The organism is Bremerella volcania (assembly GCF_007748115.1).
Classification (GTDB): domain Bacteria; phylum Planctomycetota; class Planctomycetia; order Pirellulales; family Pirellulaceae; genus Bremerella; species Bremerella volcania.
The window spans coordinates 6,298,750-6,315,316 of sequence record NZ_CP036289.1 but is presented as its reverse complement, the minus strand read 5'-3'; the positions used below and the strand labels follow the sequence as shown (position 1 = coordinate 6,315,316).

General features: G+C 57.6%; 13 protein-coding genes. 8 read left to right on the top strand and 5 right to left on the bottom strand.

Annotated features, from left to right (window positions below; translation table 11 throughout):
- Positions 1–3: 3 nt before the first annotated feature.
- Positions 4–1,038 (bottom strand): tetratricopeptide repeat protein, encoded by a 1,035-nt coding sequence (locus Pan97_RS25285; RefSeq protein WP_144977711.1) that lies wholly within the window; start codon positions 1,036–1,038, stop codon positions 4–6.
- Positions 1,039–1,069: 31 nt separating this feature from the next.
- Positions 1,070–2,068 carry a vWA domain-containing protein gene (locus Pan97_RS25280; RefSeq protein WP_144977709.1) on the bottom strand — a complete coding sequence of 333 codons (999 nt, stop codon included), beginning with the start codon at positions 2,066–2,068 and terminating at the stop codon, positions 1,070–1,072.
- Between the two features lie 521 nt (positions 2,069–2,589).
- Between Pan97_RS25280 and Pan97_RS25275 the strand changes: the two genes are divergently transcribed.
- Both Pan97_RS25275 and Pan97_RS25270 read left to right on the top strand, forming a co-directional pair.
- On the top strand, positions 2,590–4,404 hold the full coding sequence (locus tag Pan97_RS25275; protein WP_144977707.1) for an alpha-amylase family glycosyl hydrolase: 1,815 nt from the start codon (positions 2,590–2,592) through the stop codon (positions 4,402–4,404).
- 179 nt (positions 4,405–4,583) lie between these two features.
- Positions 4,584–5,489 carry a PRC-barrel domain-containing protein gene (locus Pan97_RS25270; protein ID WP_144977705.1) on the top strand — a complete coding sequence of 302 codons (906 nt, stop codon included), beginning with the start codon at positions 4,584–4,586 and terminating at the stop codon, positions 5,487–5,489.
- 136 nt (positions 5,490–5,625) lie between these two features.
- Here Pan97_RS25270 and Pan97_RS25265 read toward each other — a convergent pair whose 3' ends face one another.
- Both Pan97_RS25265 and Pan97_RS25260 read right to left on the bottom strand, forming a co-directional pair.
- Entirely contained in the window at positions 5,626–6,045 is a 420-nt protein-coding gene (locus Pan97_RS25265) for a hypothetical protein (protein WP_144977703.1), read from the bottom strand.
- Between the two features lie 33 nt (positions 6,046–6,078).
- The gene (locus Pan97_RS25260; RefSeq protein WP_144978665.1) at positions 6,079–6,984 is read right to left on the bottom strand and encodes a DUF1559 domain-containing protein; all 906 of its coding nucleotides are present in this window, start codon (positions 6,982–6,984) and stop codon (positions 6,079–6,081) included.
- A 274-nt stretch (positions 6,985–7,258) separates the two neighbouring features.
- On the opposite strand from Pan97_RS25260, the gene Pan97_RS25255 reads away from it, so the two are divergent.
- Positions 7,259–8,257 (top strand): NAD-dependent epimerase/dehydratase family protein, encoded by a 999-nt coding sequence (locus Pan97_RS25255; protein WP_165698971.1) that lies wholly within the window; start codon positions 7,259–7,261, stop codon positions 8,255–8,257.
- On the top strand, positions 8,254–9,567 hold the full coding sequence (locus Pan97_RS25250) for a serine hydrolase domain-containing protein (protein WP_144977699.1): 1,314 nt from the start codon (positions 8,254–8,256) through the stop codon (positions 9,565–9,567). Before Pan97_RS25255 ends, Pan97_RS25250 begins: the two co-directional genes overlap by 4 nt.
- A gap of 12 nt (positions 9,568–9,579) precedes the next feature.
- Here the strand turns inward: Pan97_RS25250 and Pan97_RS25245 are convergent, their stop codons facing one another.
- A complete protein-coding gene (locus tag Pan97_RS25245) occupies positions 9,580–10,626 on the bottom strand; it encodes a transaldolase family protein (protein ID WP_144977697.1) in 1,047 nt (348 codons plus the stop codon).
- A 404-nt stretch (positions 10,627–11,030) separates the two neighbouring features.
- Between Pan97_RS25245 and Pan97_RS26970 the strand changes: the two genes are divergently transcribed.
- The 4 genes from Pan97_RS26970 to Pan97_RS25225 all read left to right on the top strand — a co-directional run bounded on the left by Pan97_RS26970 (position 11,031) and on the right by Pan97_RS25225 (position 16,481).
- Positions 11,031–14,357 (top strand): efflux RND transporter permease subunit, encoded by a 3,327-nt coding sequence (locus Pan97_RS26970; RefSeq protein ID WP_196782215.1) that lies wholly within the window; start codon positions 11,031–11,033, stop codon positions 14,355–14,357.
- Positions 14,358–14,478: 121 nt separating this feature from the next.
- Positions 14,479–15,057: a peptide deformylase gene (gene def / locus Pan97_RS25235; protein WP_144977695.1), complete on the top strand. Its 579-nt coding sequence runs from the start codon at positions 14,479–14,481 to the stop codon at positions 15,055–15,057.
- 87 nt (positions 15,058–15,144) lie between these two features.
- Positions 15,145–16,131, top strand: a complete 987-nt coding sequence (fmt, locus tag Pan97_RS25230) for a methionyl-tRNA formyltransferase (RefSeq protein WP_144977693.1) — start codon at positions 15,145–15,147, stop codon at positions 16,129–16,131.
- 113 nt (positions 16,132–16,244) lie between these two features.
- Positions 16,245–16,481: a hypothetical protein gene (locus tag Pan97_RS25225; RefSeq protein ID WP_144977691.1), complete on the top strand. Its 237-nt coding sequence runs from the start codon at positions 16,245–16,247 to the stop codon at positions 16,479–16,481.
- The last annotated feature ends 86 nt before the right edge of the window (positions 16,482–16,567 follow it).

The window sequence follows — 16,567 nt, the reverse complement described above, 5'->3', positions numbered from 1 at the left end:
CTCCTAGTTGCTACCTGAGCTGGCGATTCGTTTGAGGTTGATTTCCGCTTCCTGTCGTGCTGGCTGGTCGCCATATTGATCGATGGCCTCGCGCAGGACGCGCTCCGCCTGGTCGGCTTCTACGGCCCTTTCCAGGGCCCGACCTGCTTGAAGTAGGCTGTCTGCCGCGACGGGTCGCAGATTGGGATACAGGATCGGCGGCCGCATCAATGTGAGGGCGGCCTGGTTGTCGTTATCGAGTTGCCGCCATGCTTTGCCGACCACCAGCGTTGGCCCGGCCAGTGCCGCTCCGCGCAGGAACCCGGCATCCAACTGCCGCTGCCACTGCTGCACGTCGGCCTGACTGGCGGTGACGATCTTGGTTTGCCATAGCTGAGCTTCGGCCAGCATCGCGATCTGCGGGATCTTGCTGCGGCGAAGATTGCCAAGCACCTGGATCGCCTGGGAACGATCGGACGTGCTCAGCAGCCAACTCGCACCCAGAAGCTGGGCATAGGGGGACGGCACCTCCATCCACTGCCGCGCCGCTCGATCGCGCTCGAAATGGGGTGGCAAGCTGAACCAGGCCAACGGCAGCGCATCGAAATGCACTGTTTGCGGATCGTCGGCTACGATCTGGAGGAACGTGTTGCCCGCTTCGATATACCGTCCGGCGTTCTGCAGGGCGAGCGATTCCAGGGCCAGGATCTCACGCTTCACCCACGGGCGACGTTCGCCTGAGACCGCGGCGGCAAACATTCGGGCCGCTTCGCTCGACTTGCCTTCGGCGAGAAGCTGCTTCGCTTGCAGCACGTCGGAAGCATAGTCGGTCTCGACCGAAGCGACCTTTTCGGCGGGGATGCTCGTCTGCCCAGAGGCCGTTTGCAGGGTCAGGACCTGGCCGGTGTAGTCGATGACGTTGCCGCGAACCTTGGTGGGCTCGGCATTGGGAGTGGTCGGGCGAAGGGTGACGGTATCGTCGGCCGCGCACCGGTGCTGCGCGTCGCCCAGTGCGATCAGAGAAAGAACAAGCGTGAACAGAATCGCGCGACGAGGCAACGGAAGTCTCAATCTCTTCAGGTTAGGGATATTAAGGTTGGGCACGGAGCTTCGAGATATCGACGTAAACATGCTTGCCGTCGTTCTCGTCGGCCAATTTTACCAGAAAGTTGCGTCGTCCATCGTAGGGGCCGTAGCCAAATTCGATCGCATGGATCGAACACCCTTTGTTCAGCTTGCGAATTCGATCGAGATCGGCCGGAAACAGCTGCGGCTGATCGGCATCCGTCAGAAAGAAGACGACATCCGGATTCATCCGCAGTGCCAACGACAAGGCATCGACATGCTGCGTGCTACCGCTGGCAATGATCCCACGGACAAAACGCTCGGCCAGGTTCTTCCCTTGTTCGTCGGCGAATACCAACTGGGGGCCGTTGCCGCGAGGGCTGAAGACCTGGGGGTTTTCGTTATAGAAGATGATGGCGAACTGATGCAGTTTGTCTAAATCGTGCAGACTCTTGATAAGCTGCTGCTTGGCGGCGGCCAAAGGCCTGCCGTCCATGCTGCCGCTGCGGTCGAAGACGTACACGAACTTATTTCCGCGCCCTTCGGCGCCAAAGACCGAGGTCTTCCCTTCGTTGCCCAGGCCACCTTTGGAGGTCGCTCCCCCTTGGGTCATGCCGCCAGCGGAAGGAAGGCCCGATGCCTCTTCGCCGGTCAGGGCCTGATCTCCCTGAGGAAGGAGATTGCCCAAAGCGCTTGGGGGAAGGTCGACCGAGGGCAGCGCCTGGCTGATGGCCTGGGCGGCTTGCTGTGAATCGGTCGCTGTCTGGCTATCGGCCGTTTGGCTGGAGTCGCCGTCGAAGTACTCGGTGGCGTTCTCGCTGCGATTGGCCAGCGCGATGCTACCACGCCGAGCCGGCTCGTCGCCGATTCCTTTCGCTACCGTACGAACGGTTAGGATCAAAAGGGTTCCCAGCAGCGCATGGATCAACAGAGACATCAGCCAGGCAGGCATCACCCGGCGGGATTTGACCCACTGGATTTGATCCGCAGGCTGAATCGATTCGAGTTGTTGGCTGGTCGACATAACATGAATGCTGGGCAAGGGACACGTAATTACTGGTTTGTAGCCAGCCACTCTCGTTGCGACAAGCGTGATTTCAGACCATATGGGCCTTCTATCGACCGGCAGAGCAATCGACAAAGATTGCCTCAAGGGAAGGATCTTCTCCATTTTAACCGCGATATGGGGGCATGACTCGGAAATTGATCATCAATTCCCAGTGGATACCCGGTTTTGGCACAGGGCGTGCAATTAAGCCCACCCACAGTCGCAAAGCAATGTGAATCGAACGATTGGCCTATTTCGGGATTTTTCATAGATTCACAACCGCTTTTGCGGCCGTTGAACAGTCTGTGATTAATTCCCAGGAAGCAGGCAAGTGGCCCGTGGATAGTCGGCTTGATAACCCCCGATTTCAGGTCGACGTCCACGGTGTCCTTTATTTCTTGATGACGTGCGTCTCTACTAACCATTGGACACGATTGCTATCACTGCATGAGCGGAGCCGTGTCCCTCCGACTCGCGCCCTTTAAGGGATCTCTTGTATGACAAACCTATCAGGTTCGTCGGCCACCACGGAAACGGTTCACGCGGGCATGGGCCCCATTCCACACGACTCTGGAGTCGCGTTTCGTTTATGGGCACCTCACGCGGACAGTGTGAGCCTCATCGGAACGTTCAACGATTGGGATCCGAAGACGATGCCGATGCAAGCCGAAGAGAACGGCCGGTGGTACATCAACGTGCCGAAGGCAAAGCCGGGCGATGAGTACCGTTACCAGTTAAAGTGTGGCGATCACGAGGTCAGCCGCATGGATCCTCGTGCCCGGGAAGTGACCAGTTCCGTCGGAAACAGCGTCATCCATCAGACCGATTTCGACTGGGGTGACGACAACTACCGGCTGCCAGCGTGGAACGATATCGTTCTGTACGAGATGCACCTGGGGACGTTCAATCGTTCGGAGGAAGACACTGTCGGAACCTTTCGCGACGCAATCAAACGCCTGGATCACCTGGTGAAGCTGGGTGTAAACGTCGTTCAGTTGATGCCGCTGGCCGAGTTCGCCGGGGACATCAGCTGGGGATACAATCCGGCCCAGATCTTCGCGGTGGAAAGCGGTTATGGGGGACCGCAGGGTCTGAAGCGGTTTGTGAAAGCCGCACACCAGCGGGGAATCGGCGTCATTCAGGACGTCGTTTACAACCACTTCGGCCCGAGCGATCTCGACATCTGGCAGTTCGACCTGTGGAACGAGAACGGCAAGGGCGGCATCTACTTCTATAACGACTGGCGCAGCAAGACGCCTTGGGGAGATACCCGGCCTGACTATGGCCGGGGCGAGGTGCGTCAGTTCATCTACGACAACGCGATGATGTGGATCAACGACTACCATGTCGACGGTTTGCGTTACGACATGACGCTCTATATGCGCAGCGTCGACGGACAAAGCGATCTTCCCGAGGGATGGAGCCTGGCCCAGTGGATCAATCAAGACGTGCGCAATGCCAGACCTGGGACGCTGCTCATTGCCGAAGACTTGCAAACCAATCCTTATCTGACCAAGGACGCGGCCGAAGGAGGGGCACATTTTTCGAGCCAATGGGATGCCGAGTTCGTGCATCCAGTGCGCGACTTGGCCAAGCAGCCCAGCGACGCCGGGCGCGACCTCGATAAACTGATCAGCGCGATCACCTACCGCTATAACATCGATGCGTTTGAACGCGTCGTTTACACCGAGTCGCACGACGAGGTCGCCAACGGCAAGTCGCGGCTCCCATCTGAGATCAATCCGGAACAGCCGACCGACGGCTACGCGCGGCATCGATCGACGCTGGCCGCGGGGGTGATGATGACCACGCCAGGCATCCCGATGCTTTTTCAAGGACAAGAGTTCCTGCAAGATGGCTGGTTCCAGGATACCGACCCGCTGGATTGGGATCGGAAAGAGGAATTCCCCGGCGTCGTGATGCTTTACCGCGATATGATCCACGCTCGACGTAACCTGCACGGCATAACGAGGGGTTTAATGGGGCAGCATGTGCATGTCTACCACCGGAACGATGAATGCAAGTTGATCGCTTATCAGCGGTGGTTCGATCACGGCCTGGGGGACGATGTGATCGTAGTCGTCAATTTTTCGAATCAGGCGCTGGAGAACTATCACGTTGGTTTTCCCTGCGGTGGAACGTGGAAGCTGCGGCTCAATAGCGCGGCTCCGGTTTACAACGCGACGTTCGTTTCGTCAACCGTTTCGCAGTTAGATCCGCAGGAAAAGCCAATGGACGGGTTGCCGCATACCGGGACGCTCTCGATCAGTCCCTACAGCATGCTGATCTACTCGCAAGATCCGACGTCTTAGGTCGGCGATAGCGCGCTTGCTGACGGAATTGCGTTCAAGCTGTTCGAGAAACGATCAGCGATCCTAACGCATGAGGACAAGGCGATGATAAACTGCGCGGTATCGCCTTGTCCGATCGCAAGAAAACAGGCAGTTTTGCGATCATTTGAGTATTTTTGAAAGACTTTCCTCAAGTCGGTATGGCAGTTGCGACTCACTTCTTCTACCTCGAACAACCTCAGTTTCATTTAGGAGATCGTGAAATGTTAGTAACGCGTATTTTAGGACTTTTCCTCGCCTTGGCATTGGTCGTTCCCGCTGTGGCCGATGAAAAGCCCGCTAAGAATCAAGAGAAGGAAGCGAAGACTTCCGCAAAGTCGGATCGTATTACCGCCACCCGCGTACTTGGCGCTAGTGTCTACGGCAGCAACAAAGAAGATACGGTTGGCTCGGTCAACGACATCGTCATGACCAAAGACGGCAAAGTCGCTTACTTGATCGTCGGCAGCGGCGGCGTCGCTGGCGTCGGTGAAACCAACCATGCTGTTCCCGCTAAGACGGTGAATATGGCCTGGGTCAATACGGATGACGACGCCACGCTGAAAATCAGCGTTCCGATGTCGGCCGAAGACTTGGAAAATGCTCCTGCTTTGTCGCTGGAACATTGTGCCGACCTGACTGTCGATTCGTTCTACGAACGTAACAGCAAGTACTTCAAGTCGACCGACGCTCCGCAACTGAAGGCGGAAGAGATGTTCCTCGCTTCGGCGTTGAACGATCTGCAAGTCAAAGGCAGCGGTAACGAAGCGATCGGTCAGCTAGATGACATCGTCTTCAACCACAAGTTGGACGCATGCGAGGCTGAGTACTTTATCATCGGTTCCGGTGGTACCCTGGGCGTGGGCGAAAAGTACACCCCGGTTCCTGTCGACAAGGTGAAGGTCACCAAGACCGAAGATAACCAGTACACGGCCATGATCGATGCGGATAAAAACATCATCGGTGCTGCTCCGAAGGTGACTTCGGATAAGTACTATGCCGAGTTGGATCACGAAGAAACGCGAACGAACGTCAAAAAGGCATTCGCTGAAACTGGCGACAAATAGTCACCGCGTTTCGAGCTACTTGAGAGAGTAGCGAAACCGACCACGCACGCCGCGAAAGCGGGAGGACGCACTCGGAGTCATCCGGGTGCGTCTCTTGCGTTCGAATCACACGAAAACACGGAATCTGAGCGGAATTTCAGCGACGCGGCTTCTTTTGATCGGTCGGCACGACGATATCTTTGGTCGAAGGTTCCTTCGGCAGATCGAGCGTCATCTGGTAGTCCTGGAACAGCATGTACCCTTTGGGAAACAGGTCGTCGTCGCCCTTGCCATCCAGGCCAATGATCGTGGCGACATGCGGTCCGCCGATATGACCGCGCGACGCGCTGGCCGAATCGAATTTGCCGTCAATGATTTCAAGCGAGACCGCCGCTCCGCGATTCCCTTGGTTCGAATCGGGGATCAACGTGATCGACCCGATCGGAACCGGCTTTCCCTGGTAGGTGACGGTGCCTGAGATCGGGTAGGTTTCTAAATCGCTCTTCGCTCGGCAGCCAATCGAGGTTCCCAACAATACGAGCGAAACTAAGCCAAGCAAGTAACCGGTTCGAAGCATGATGAAACGCACAGGGGCAAAGGATGCAATGGCTTAGTTGGTGCTGACAGGCTCGTTACCGGCCTTGCTGGCCCCGGCCAAAAACGTGGCGAAGTCGACCGTTTCGGGGACGAACGTCACCGAACCGTCACCACGCGAGAACATGGCGCCGCCTGGGTGCATGCTGCCGAACGCGACCGTATTCCACTTATCGTCCACACCGCTATTGACGGGACTCTGGATGTTCTTCGAGATCAAAAAGAGCTTGCCGCGGGAATCGTTGTATTCGCCTCGTAACCAGTAGCGGCGGTACGGCATGTCTTTCCATGAGTTCTCACCCATCAGATAGGTGTTGGAAAGACCATCGGTCACGTCGCGGAACTTCGATCCTTTCTCCCACATGATCCCCTCGGTGCATTTGCCGCCGAATGCTTCGGAAAGGTTCTGGCAGTCGTAGGCCTGGCCGCTGGTGGCGTTGGTGCCTTGCGGCCCCAGGATGCCGAAGTAGTGGATCGCGTAGCACTGCTGGCCGTTGTAGACCTCGTCGGTGCGGGGGGAGTAAATCTCGGAACTCGGAGCACTCGGACACAGGTAAGCATCGATCCGAGCAATGCCGTATTTCACGCGTCCGGTTGCCACGTGACTGCCGGTGGTGTAGTCGAGCCCTTCGGCAATCGCATTCTGTTCCAACTGCGGAAGGATCGAAGCGCTCCATCCCAGGTGGTTACCCCCGTAGCCTGGCAGTGGCAAAATGCCGTGAATATCGTGGTAGGTATGCATCGCCAGCGCGGTTTGCTTCATATTGTTCGAGCATTGCATTCGCCGGGCTGACTCGCGAGCCTGTTGAACGGCTGGCAGCAGCAAGGCAATCAGAACTCCGATAATGGCGATTACCACCAATAGTTCGACAAGCGTAAAGGCGCGCGACCGCGACCGACGCGTTATGGCGTAACGAAGCATTTAAGTTTTCCCGTGATGAGACCGGAGCGAACTTGGAAAAGTCGTCGAGATAAGAGATAAGAACACCGACATTCCGCACGTATCTTATCGGTTAGAAGAAACGCTTGCCATATATTTTAAGTTTTTTGATAGTCGGTTTGGGGCGGCGGTCTCCCCCGTTAGGGATGTTAAGGGGCGAATCGGATACCTAGCCTTCTCCTATGTCACGACAGGGGAAACTGGGCGACAATTAGGGCGCACGCAGACTGCGAACAACCGCGATGGGAGAAAGACAGTGCTGGTACTTGTGACCGGTTCGACCGGATTAGTGGGCAACAACGTAACTCGGATGCTTCTCGGGCAAGGACATCAAGTTCGCGTAATGGTCCGGGATCCCCGAATCGATCGTTCGCTAGCTGGGCTTGACGTCGAGCCCGTACCTGGCGACATCCGCGAAGAGGAGGCGGTCAACACGGCGATGATCGGCGTCGACGCGGTCATTCACTCGGCCGCGGTGGTGCACATTGGCTGGACCAAAGAAAAGCTGATGCACCAGGTGAATGTCGAAGGGACCAAGATCGTCGCGGCGGCAGCCTTGAAGCAGGGAGTTCGCATGGTGCACGTCTCGTCGGTCGACGCGCTGGGTGTCGGCAAGAAGGATGCGTCGGCCAACGAAGATTCGCCGCGCGAGGGAAAGATTCCTTGTCCCTACGTGGTCACCAAGCGCGCCGCGGAAGACGCCCTGCGCGAGATGGTTCCGCAAGGCTTGAACGTCGTGATCGCGAACCCGGCGCTGATGTTCGGCCCCTGGGACTGGAAGCCATCGTCGGGACGCATGTTGATTTCCGTGGTGAAAAAGCAGCCACCCTTGGCGCCGCGCGGCGGAGGGAGCACGTGCGATGTTCGCGACGTGGCGGCCGCGATCATCACGGCCATTCATAAGGGAAGAGTCGGCGAGAACTATATCCTGGGGGGCGAGAATCTGACGTATTTCGACCTCTGGAAACGCATGGCCGCCATCACCGGCCGGCGTCCGCCGTGGGGACGCCTGGGACCGCTGATGGGTATGATTGCCGGACTGAGCGGTGATATGTATGGTCACATGGATGGGAAAGAGCCGGAAGTGAACTCGGCGGCAATTAAGATGGGTAGTCAGTATCATTACTATCGCAGCGACAAGGCGATGGAAGAACTCGACTACCAGATTCGCCCGCTCGATCGAACGCTGCGTGACGCGCTGATTTGGTTTCGCGCCAACGGTTATCTCCCTGCACTCGATGGTTCCGAAGCATGAACGCCCCTTGCAATCGCCGCCGTTTTCTTACCAGGCTTGGTGCCGCGCTTTCCGTCAGCGGCTTGGGTGCCTGGTCCGCCGGCCGAAGCGAGGCCGCGGAGAACGTAACCTCGACCGGTCAGAGCCTGCCTGGGCTGGCGGCTTACGACTTGCTGATGGAGAAGTTCTTTCAGGAGAATGAGCCGCTGGGGGCATCATTGGCGGTCGCCTACCGGGGACGGCTGGTTTACGCCAAGGGGTTCGGCTTCGCCGATCTTGCCCGAGAATCGCACGTTCAGCCAACCTCGCTGTTTCGCATAGCCAGTTTGACCAAGCCGATTACCGCAGTCGCGGTCATGAAACTGGCGGAACAGGGGAAGCTGACGTTGGATCAGCCGATCGTCCCGCTGTTGAACCTCGACTTCTTGCCGGAAGACGCTCAAGAATGGGCCGATCCGCGCCTGGCCGAGATCACAGTACGGCAATGCTTGCAGCATACCGGTGGTTTTGACAAAGAAGTCTCTGGTGATCCGTTCGCGATTAGCCGTCCGGTGAAAGTGGCACTGGGTGTCGACTTTCCTCTCTCGAAAGAGGATCTGCTGCGATTCGCGTTGACCAGAAAGCTCGACTTCGACCCAGGCCAAAAGAGCGCTTATGCGAATATTGGTTACCTGATGCTGGGACGTTTGATCGAGCAGCAAAGTGATCAGGCCTACGACGAGTACGTGCAGCAACAAGTCCTGCACCCGCTGGGCATCCGCCGCATGCAATTGGCGCGCACGCTGAAAGAAGACGCGGCCGAGGGGGAGGTGCAGTATCGCGACTCCAAAGGGCGAACCGGAGCGAATGTGTTGGGGTTGGAAAGCACCCAGTGGGTCCCCTACCCGTACGGCATCGAGCGCATCGAGAACCTGGCACCGGTCGGAGGTTGGCTGGCCTCGTCGATTGATCTGGTTCGATTTACCTCTGGTCTGTTCTTTCCCACGGGGGATCCGATCCTGTCGCGCGCATCGCTGAAAACGATGTTCGCACCACCCAAGATCGACGGCAAGAAGTTCTCCGGCAACGAAGCCTACTACGCGTGCGGTTGGTTAACGCGCCCATCGCCAGACAGTCATTTGCCGTGGACCTGCTGGCATACCGGGAGCCTGACCGGGGTATCGACGCTGTTGGTCTCCCGCGCCGATGGGGTCAGTTGGTGTGTGCTATTCAACCAAGATCGTGCCCCAGACGGCCAGGCGTACGCCAGCAAGATCGACGGGCCGCTGCATGCTCCGGCCAATTCGGCTAGCAATTGGCCGGAGGGAGATTTGTTTGCCCAGTACCTTTAAAGGGCGATCACGTTAGACGGCGGCCTTCTTCGATTCGATCAACTGCAGAAGTGCCTTTTGCGGATCGGCGAACTTCGCGATCCCTTCTTCCATGAGGATCTTTTCCAGGTGCACGTAGTCGACCTTGCTGTCGAGTTCGTCGAGCACTTCTTGCGGCGGCATCTGGTCGATTTCGCGACCGAACGACTTGCCGCTCTCTTGCACTTGCTGGTTGGTCTTGGGTGGATTCGTTTCGATCCCGTCGCCAGCGAACGCCGCCACATACTTCCACGGTGGATCCGAAGGGAGCTTGGTGCCGGTCGAGGCGAAAATCAGCTCCTGCTGCAGCTTCAGATTCTTATCGGTCCAGAAGTCGGCGTTATCCTTCCAGATGTTTTTTGCGTTAACGATCCCGAGCTGCCCCTGGGCGGCGTCGCTGAGATCAGGCAAATGCTTCTCGGAATAAACATCCACGCGAGAAACAAAGATAGAGTAGACACTTTTGAACGCGTCGGTCGATTGGCGCCTTTGGGCACCGCGCCACACGGCCTCGCGAGCGGCGTGATACTGACGCATCGTGAAGCAAAGTGTCACGTTCAGCGTGATGCCGGCGGCACAAAGTTCTTCCAGTGCATCGATGCCGGCCGGGGTCGCGGGGACTTTGATCATGCGGTTCTTGTGGCCGATGCCCCACTTCTTGCCCAGTTCGATGTACTGCGCCACGCGCTCGTCATGCGGCAGGTTGCGATCGGGGTCTTCCAGCAGCGGATCCAACTCGAAGCTGACGTAACCGTCATTCCCCTCAGTGCGCTCCCACACCGGTAAAAAGACGTCTTGGGCGTTTTGGACCATGCGATCGGTGATCGTCCAGGCAATCTCGTCGGCCTCTTTCCCCTCGGCCGTCAACTCTTCGATCCAGCTGTCGAACTGCCCCGATTTGATCAGATCGGAAACGATAACCGGGTTGGAAGTCGCCCCGGAAACGCCCAGCTTGTAGTTGGAATCGACCAACTCGGGGTCAATGGAATCGAGCCATACTTTGGTACCTGCCTGAATGAGTGTCTCAAGTGGCGTCGTCATTGCCCATCGCTCCTTAATTGGGGAATCAAATGCATGAATTGGACGAAGTTGCGGTATTCTACCCAGGCGAGCGGTGCAGATCTTCTTTTTCCGTGGTGCGAAGGTCGTTGAAAGCACCCCAATTTGCAAATGGTGAAGATGCACAGCTTAGGTGAAATGCGCCTGTCATAGACTCAACTTGAAGAAAACTGTAGCTTTAATCGCTAACGGACGCAAAAATTGGCGAAGTTTTTACCGTTTTGCGTAGAAAGCAGCAATCAACAAAAAATCTGTGAGACGCCGGCCGACGTCGCCGCGTTCTCATAGTGGGGTTCATTGGCAGAGCCGATGGCGTTGGATCTAGGCATGAGCGTTCCAGTGTCCTCGATCCGGGTTGCTCAAGGATTCTCAAAGAGCGGATTTTGATGCAGATGCGTCGACCAACATTCTTCGAGCGTTACGCTCTGTTCATTTTGATGGCGATCTTCTTCCTCGTGCCGTTCGCGCTGCGCGGGGCACGATTGTCGCTGGAACAGATGAGGAATGACGTGAAGGACTGGCTTCCCAGTGACTTCGCGGAAACCTCAGAACTCGATTGGTTCCGCGATCACTTCCTGGGCGAGCAGTTCGTTCTGATCAGCTGGGAAGGCTGCACCGCCGACGATCAGCGTCTCGACTATCTCGCGCGGCTCTTGGTACCTCCGCCGCTGACCGAAGAAGACAAGAACAAAGTTCCCATCGATCATCGCTTGCCTGACTTCATCGGAGATGAACTGGGGCTTTATTACCCTGGCGACGATCACCAAGGGTGGGCCGGCCAGAACGAGAAGTGGTTTCTGGGGAATGACGCGACCTGGTACTACCTGCTGGAAAATGGCGAGCTCTACAAGTGGAATGGCCAGAGCACCGTGATCGGTGCACTGAGCCGCGCCGCCGAGCGCGTCTTCACTGGAGGCAACTCGGCCGATGGCGACTATGTAAAGAAGGTCCACGAAGAGTACTACAAGAAACCAAAGCTGCTGCAAGCGCGGCTCTTCAAATCAGTAACGACCGGGCCTGATGTTCTGGCCCAGCTGGCTGCCCCTGGCGGCACGCTCGTTCGCGACGACGACCCGAGCCCCAAGGATCTGGAAGAAGCCCGCGAGAAAGCCCTCAGCCGTTTGACCGGCACGCTCTTCGGTCCCGATGGCGAGCAGACCTGCTTGATCGTTACCCTGACCGATGCCGGCAAGGTCGATCTGCGCCGCACGATGGGACACGGCGTGCTGGGCCGTCCGCTGGGTCAATTGGAAGAACTGGCCATTCAGGCTGGCGTCCCGCTGGAAGAACTTCGCCTGGGCGGTCCCCCGGTCGATAACGTTTCGATCGACGAAGAAGGGGAACGGACGCTGGCCCGCCTGGTCAGCTTCAGCGTGATTATCGGGCTGGGTCTTTCGTACATGTGCTTGCGGAGCATCAAGCTGACGATCATGGTCTTCTTCGTCGGCGGGATCAGCGCGGTGACGAGTCTATCGCTGATTTACTGGACCGCGGGCCGTTTCATCTGGTGGCTCGATCCAACCACCGACGCCGTGATCATGTCGATGCCGGCGGTCGTGTACGTGCTGGGCTTATCGGGTGCCATCCATATCGTGAACTACTACAAGGACGTGGTGAACGAGTCCGGCACTCTGCGGAACGCCCCGGAGCTGACGATCGCTCACGGTTGGTATCCCTGCACGATCGCCGCGGTCACCACCGCCGTGGGTTTGGGATCGCTGGCCACCAGTAGCATCACGCCGATTCACAAGTTCGGGATCTTCTCGGCGATGGGCGTTCTGGCGACGCTCTTGCTGCTGTTCACCTACCTGCCGGCGGCGCTGCAGATGTGGCCCCCCAATGCCGCGAAGAAGAAGGGGGAATCGAAGCCGATCGAACCTTCCGCGGCGGGACAATGGATTCGCGGAATTGGGGATCGAATCGGCGACTTCATCATCGCGCACAACATCAAGGTCGCCCTGGGCTGCCTAGCGATCTTCCTCTTCTTTGCGTTCGGACTTCAGTATCTGAAGACCTCCGTTCAGCTGCTGAAGATGTTCGACGACGATGCCCGCATCATCCAGGACTATGCCTGGCTGGAAGATAACCTCGGCAAGCTGGTTCCCATGGAACTAGTCGTCCGCGTCGAGCCGGAGATGCTGTACTACGATGAAGCCGATCCAGAGAAGGCCCTCAACCCGCTGGCCCTGAAAAACGAAAACAAGGTCGATCCGAAGTTCCAGTACAAGTTTCTCGAACGCATGGAGATGGCCCAGCGTGTGGCCAACGTGGTCGAAGAATACCTCGGCCCCGACGGTGCCGAACTGGTCGGGCCGCCGATGTCGGCACTGACGTTCGCCCCGGAACTTCCCGATGCCGGCAACAGCACGGCCTCGCTGTCAGAGCGTTATGCCTACAGCAAGCAACTGGAAGCTTCGTTCAACGAGTTCGTGAAGTCCGATTACCTGCGCGTCGACAAGAAGAACGGCGCCGAGTTGTGGCGAGTCAGTCTGCGACTGGGGGCTTTGGAAAACATCGACTACGGCAACTTCGTCAACGACCTGAAGCAGGTCACCGAGCCGATCATGGATGCCTACCAGGCCCGTGATCGCATTCTGGCCCAGATCGACAAGGACCGAGACGGCGCCGGATACGTCAACGCCAAGGTCGCGTTATTGGGCGTCAACTACGAGGCCGCGAAAGAAGCGGCTGCCGGCAAGTCTGAACATCACGATCGCTACGGGCACCTCGACGCGACGAAGGTGTTTTCCGAAACGCTACGAGACTTGCTGGTCAATGCTCGTATCAAGTTATTGGATCACGATCCGAACGTGCATAGCCAGGAGCGTCTGGACTACATCCTGAACAACAACCGCGGTCATGCGGACTATGTCGTTCTCGTCGAACCCAACGCGATCTACGACATGGGGGCGATTTCCGACAACGCTAATATCAAGGGGACCTTCGACGTCACCGCGCACGAGTACACCGGGAAAGAGATTCCCCGGATGTACAGCGACGATCGTCCCCCGGTTTCGCTGGTCTATACAGGCGTCGTTCCGGTCGTTTACAAGGCGGCCCGTACGCTGCTGACCAACCTGATCGAAAGCACGGTCTGGGCGTTTGCCTTGATCGCGTTGGTGATGATGTTGGTTCTCAAGAGCTTCCGAGCCGGTCTCATTTCGATGCTGCCGAACGTCTTTCCGATTTGCATCGTGTTCGGCTTTATGAGTTGGACCGGGATCGAAGTCGACATCGGTACGATGATGACCGCCAGCGTGGCGATGGGCGTGGCGGTGGACGATACGGTCCACTTCCTGACCTGGTTCCGCTGGGGTCTGGATGAAGGTTACACGCGATCGCACGCCATTAAAGAAGCGTACAACCGCTGTGCGATGGCCATGTTCCAGACGACGATCATCGGTGGTCTGGGGCTTGCCGTGTTCGCTTTCAGCACGTTTACCCCGACGCAGCGGTTTGGTTACCTGATGGTCTCGCTATTGGCGGTGGCCCTGATTGGTGACCTGGTATTCCTGCCGGCCCTGCTGGCCGGCCCGCTAGGACGAGTCTTCCGTCCCGATCGTAAGGCCCGCAGCAACCGAGAACACGACGATGACGCTGCGGAAACACCCTCGGAAGAGCCATCGGCTGAAAGCGAATCCCCGGCAGCCGCTTCCGAGGAAATGGAAGAACCGCGTGTCTACCCAGTGCACGGCCGCAGCCGGCCTGCGTAGCAGCTCTGCCGGTCGACCGGTCCCCGATTCTTCCTATAATGGATCGTTTACCGGCCTCGCTTGTCCGTGGATAAGCAAGGCCTGATCCCGCTGTTTGGGCCCGGCTCTTAGGACCGCTACGTTGCAGATTATTCACTTTCCTCACCCCACGCTGCGTTATAAATCGAAGCCTGTCAAACGCGTCGACGCGGAGCTTCGCGGCATGATTGCCGAGATGTTCGATCTGATGTACCAGGCTCGGGGAATCGGCCTGGCCGCCAACCAGGTTGGTATTCCGCTGCGGTTCTTCATCATGAACCTGGCCGGTGAAAAGGGAGAGGGGGAAGAACTGGTCTTCATCAATCCAGCCATCAACCGGGGAACCGGCTCGGACGAAGCGGAAGAAGGCTGTCTCAGCTTACCTGGCGTGTATGGCCCGGTGATGCGTCCGGCGGAAATCATGTTCAGCGCCTACATGCCCAATGGCGAGAAGTTCGAGCAGAAGGTCGACGGCATGTTTGCCCGCTGCGTTCAGCACGAGACCGACCATCTCGACGGGGTGATGTTCACCGACCGGATGGACGAAGACTCGCTGTACGACATCCAGCCGCAGATCGACCAATTCGAGCTGACCTTCGAACGATTGCGCGGCGAAGGGAAGCTGCCGACCGACCAGGAGATTAAGAAGTTCCAGGACGAACTTGAGAAAAAGTATGCTTAGTTAGTTGGAAGTTTTCAGTGTTCAGTTTTTAGTAAGACTGCCTGGAGACTTCGTCTGAACTGAACACTGAACACTGAAAACTAATAAATGAAAATCGTCATGATGGGGACTGGCCCGTTTGCGGTTCCCACCTTCGAGGCCTTGATTGCGAGCGAGCACGAAGTCGCTTGCCTCTTCACTCAGCCGGTGCGTTCGGTGCATCGGCGGAAGTCTTCGATACCGACACCGATGCGCGATGTGGCCAACGCGCATGGCATTGCCATCCATGATCCGGTCAGCGTGAATACCCAAGAGTCGCGGCAACTGCTGGCCGATCTTCAGCCGGATCTATTAGTCGTGTGCGACTACGGCCAGATCTTGAAGGACTTCATCCTCGCCACGGCGACCTACGGCGGCATCAACCTGCACGGTTCGATCTTGCCGAAGTATCGTGGCGCGGCGCCGGTGAACTGGGCGATTCTAAGTGGGGATGAAGAGACCGGCATCACGGTCATTCACATGACGCCCAAGCTCGACGGAGGACCTTGCTTGAAGGTCGTCCGTACGCCGATCGGTCCGACCGAAACGACCGTTGAACTGGAACCCCGCCTGGCTGATCTGGGCGTATCGGCCGTGCTCGAGTCGATCGAGATGCTGCTGAAGCATGGCCCCGAAGGGACACCGGGCAAGGTCCAGGATCAGTCCCTCGCCACCAAGGCACCGCGTCTGGCCAAGTCGGATGCGGACGTCAACTGGAACGAACCCGCTGAGCTGATCTACAACAAGTTCCGCGCGTATCAGCCGTGGCCAGGCTGCTTCACCCATCTCGAGCACCAGGGAAAGCCGCCGCTACGGATTATCCTTAAAGAGATCCGCCTGTTGCGCGAGCCAGCCCCGGAAGGAATTTCGCCCGGCTCGGTCTCGCAAGTGGCCGAAGATCGTCTCTATTTCGCGGCGAAGGATGGCCAGATCGTAGTCGACTCGCTGCAGCCAGCCGGTAAGAAACCGATGCAGGTAGCGGATTTCGTCCATGGTCACCATCCCCAGGTAGGCGATCGACTCCTATCGGAATCGCAGCTTTCGCCGCAAGAATAATCCGTTTCTAGCCCGTTTTACCCAGTTTGCCGCGGAAATCCCTCTCGCCCCCATAGGGGGTCGTTGTTTAAGATACACCGTTGGATTTCTGCACGGACGCGGGATTATATACTGTGAGTCGCTGGGACATCGTTCTATTTGCGGTCGCTTCTTACATCGCCATCATGGGATTGGTGCGACTGATGAGGGTACGCCGTATTCGCTTAGAGCGACAGTTCCAGGAGGAATTCCGCCGCCAACGCGAGATTGTCCTTAAGCAGCAGGCCGAACAAGAGAAGAAGGCCCGCGAACTCGCCGAACAGCAACAGTTTGAAGAATTCATCAAGCAGAAACAAAAAGAGGCTGCCTAGTCTGGGAATTCAATGAGCGGGTGCCACTGCTGGCTTGTCCAGCGGAGCGAAGCAGCTACCCACCCCTCACCGCTGAGCGAGTTAGC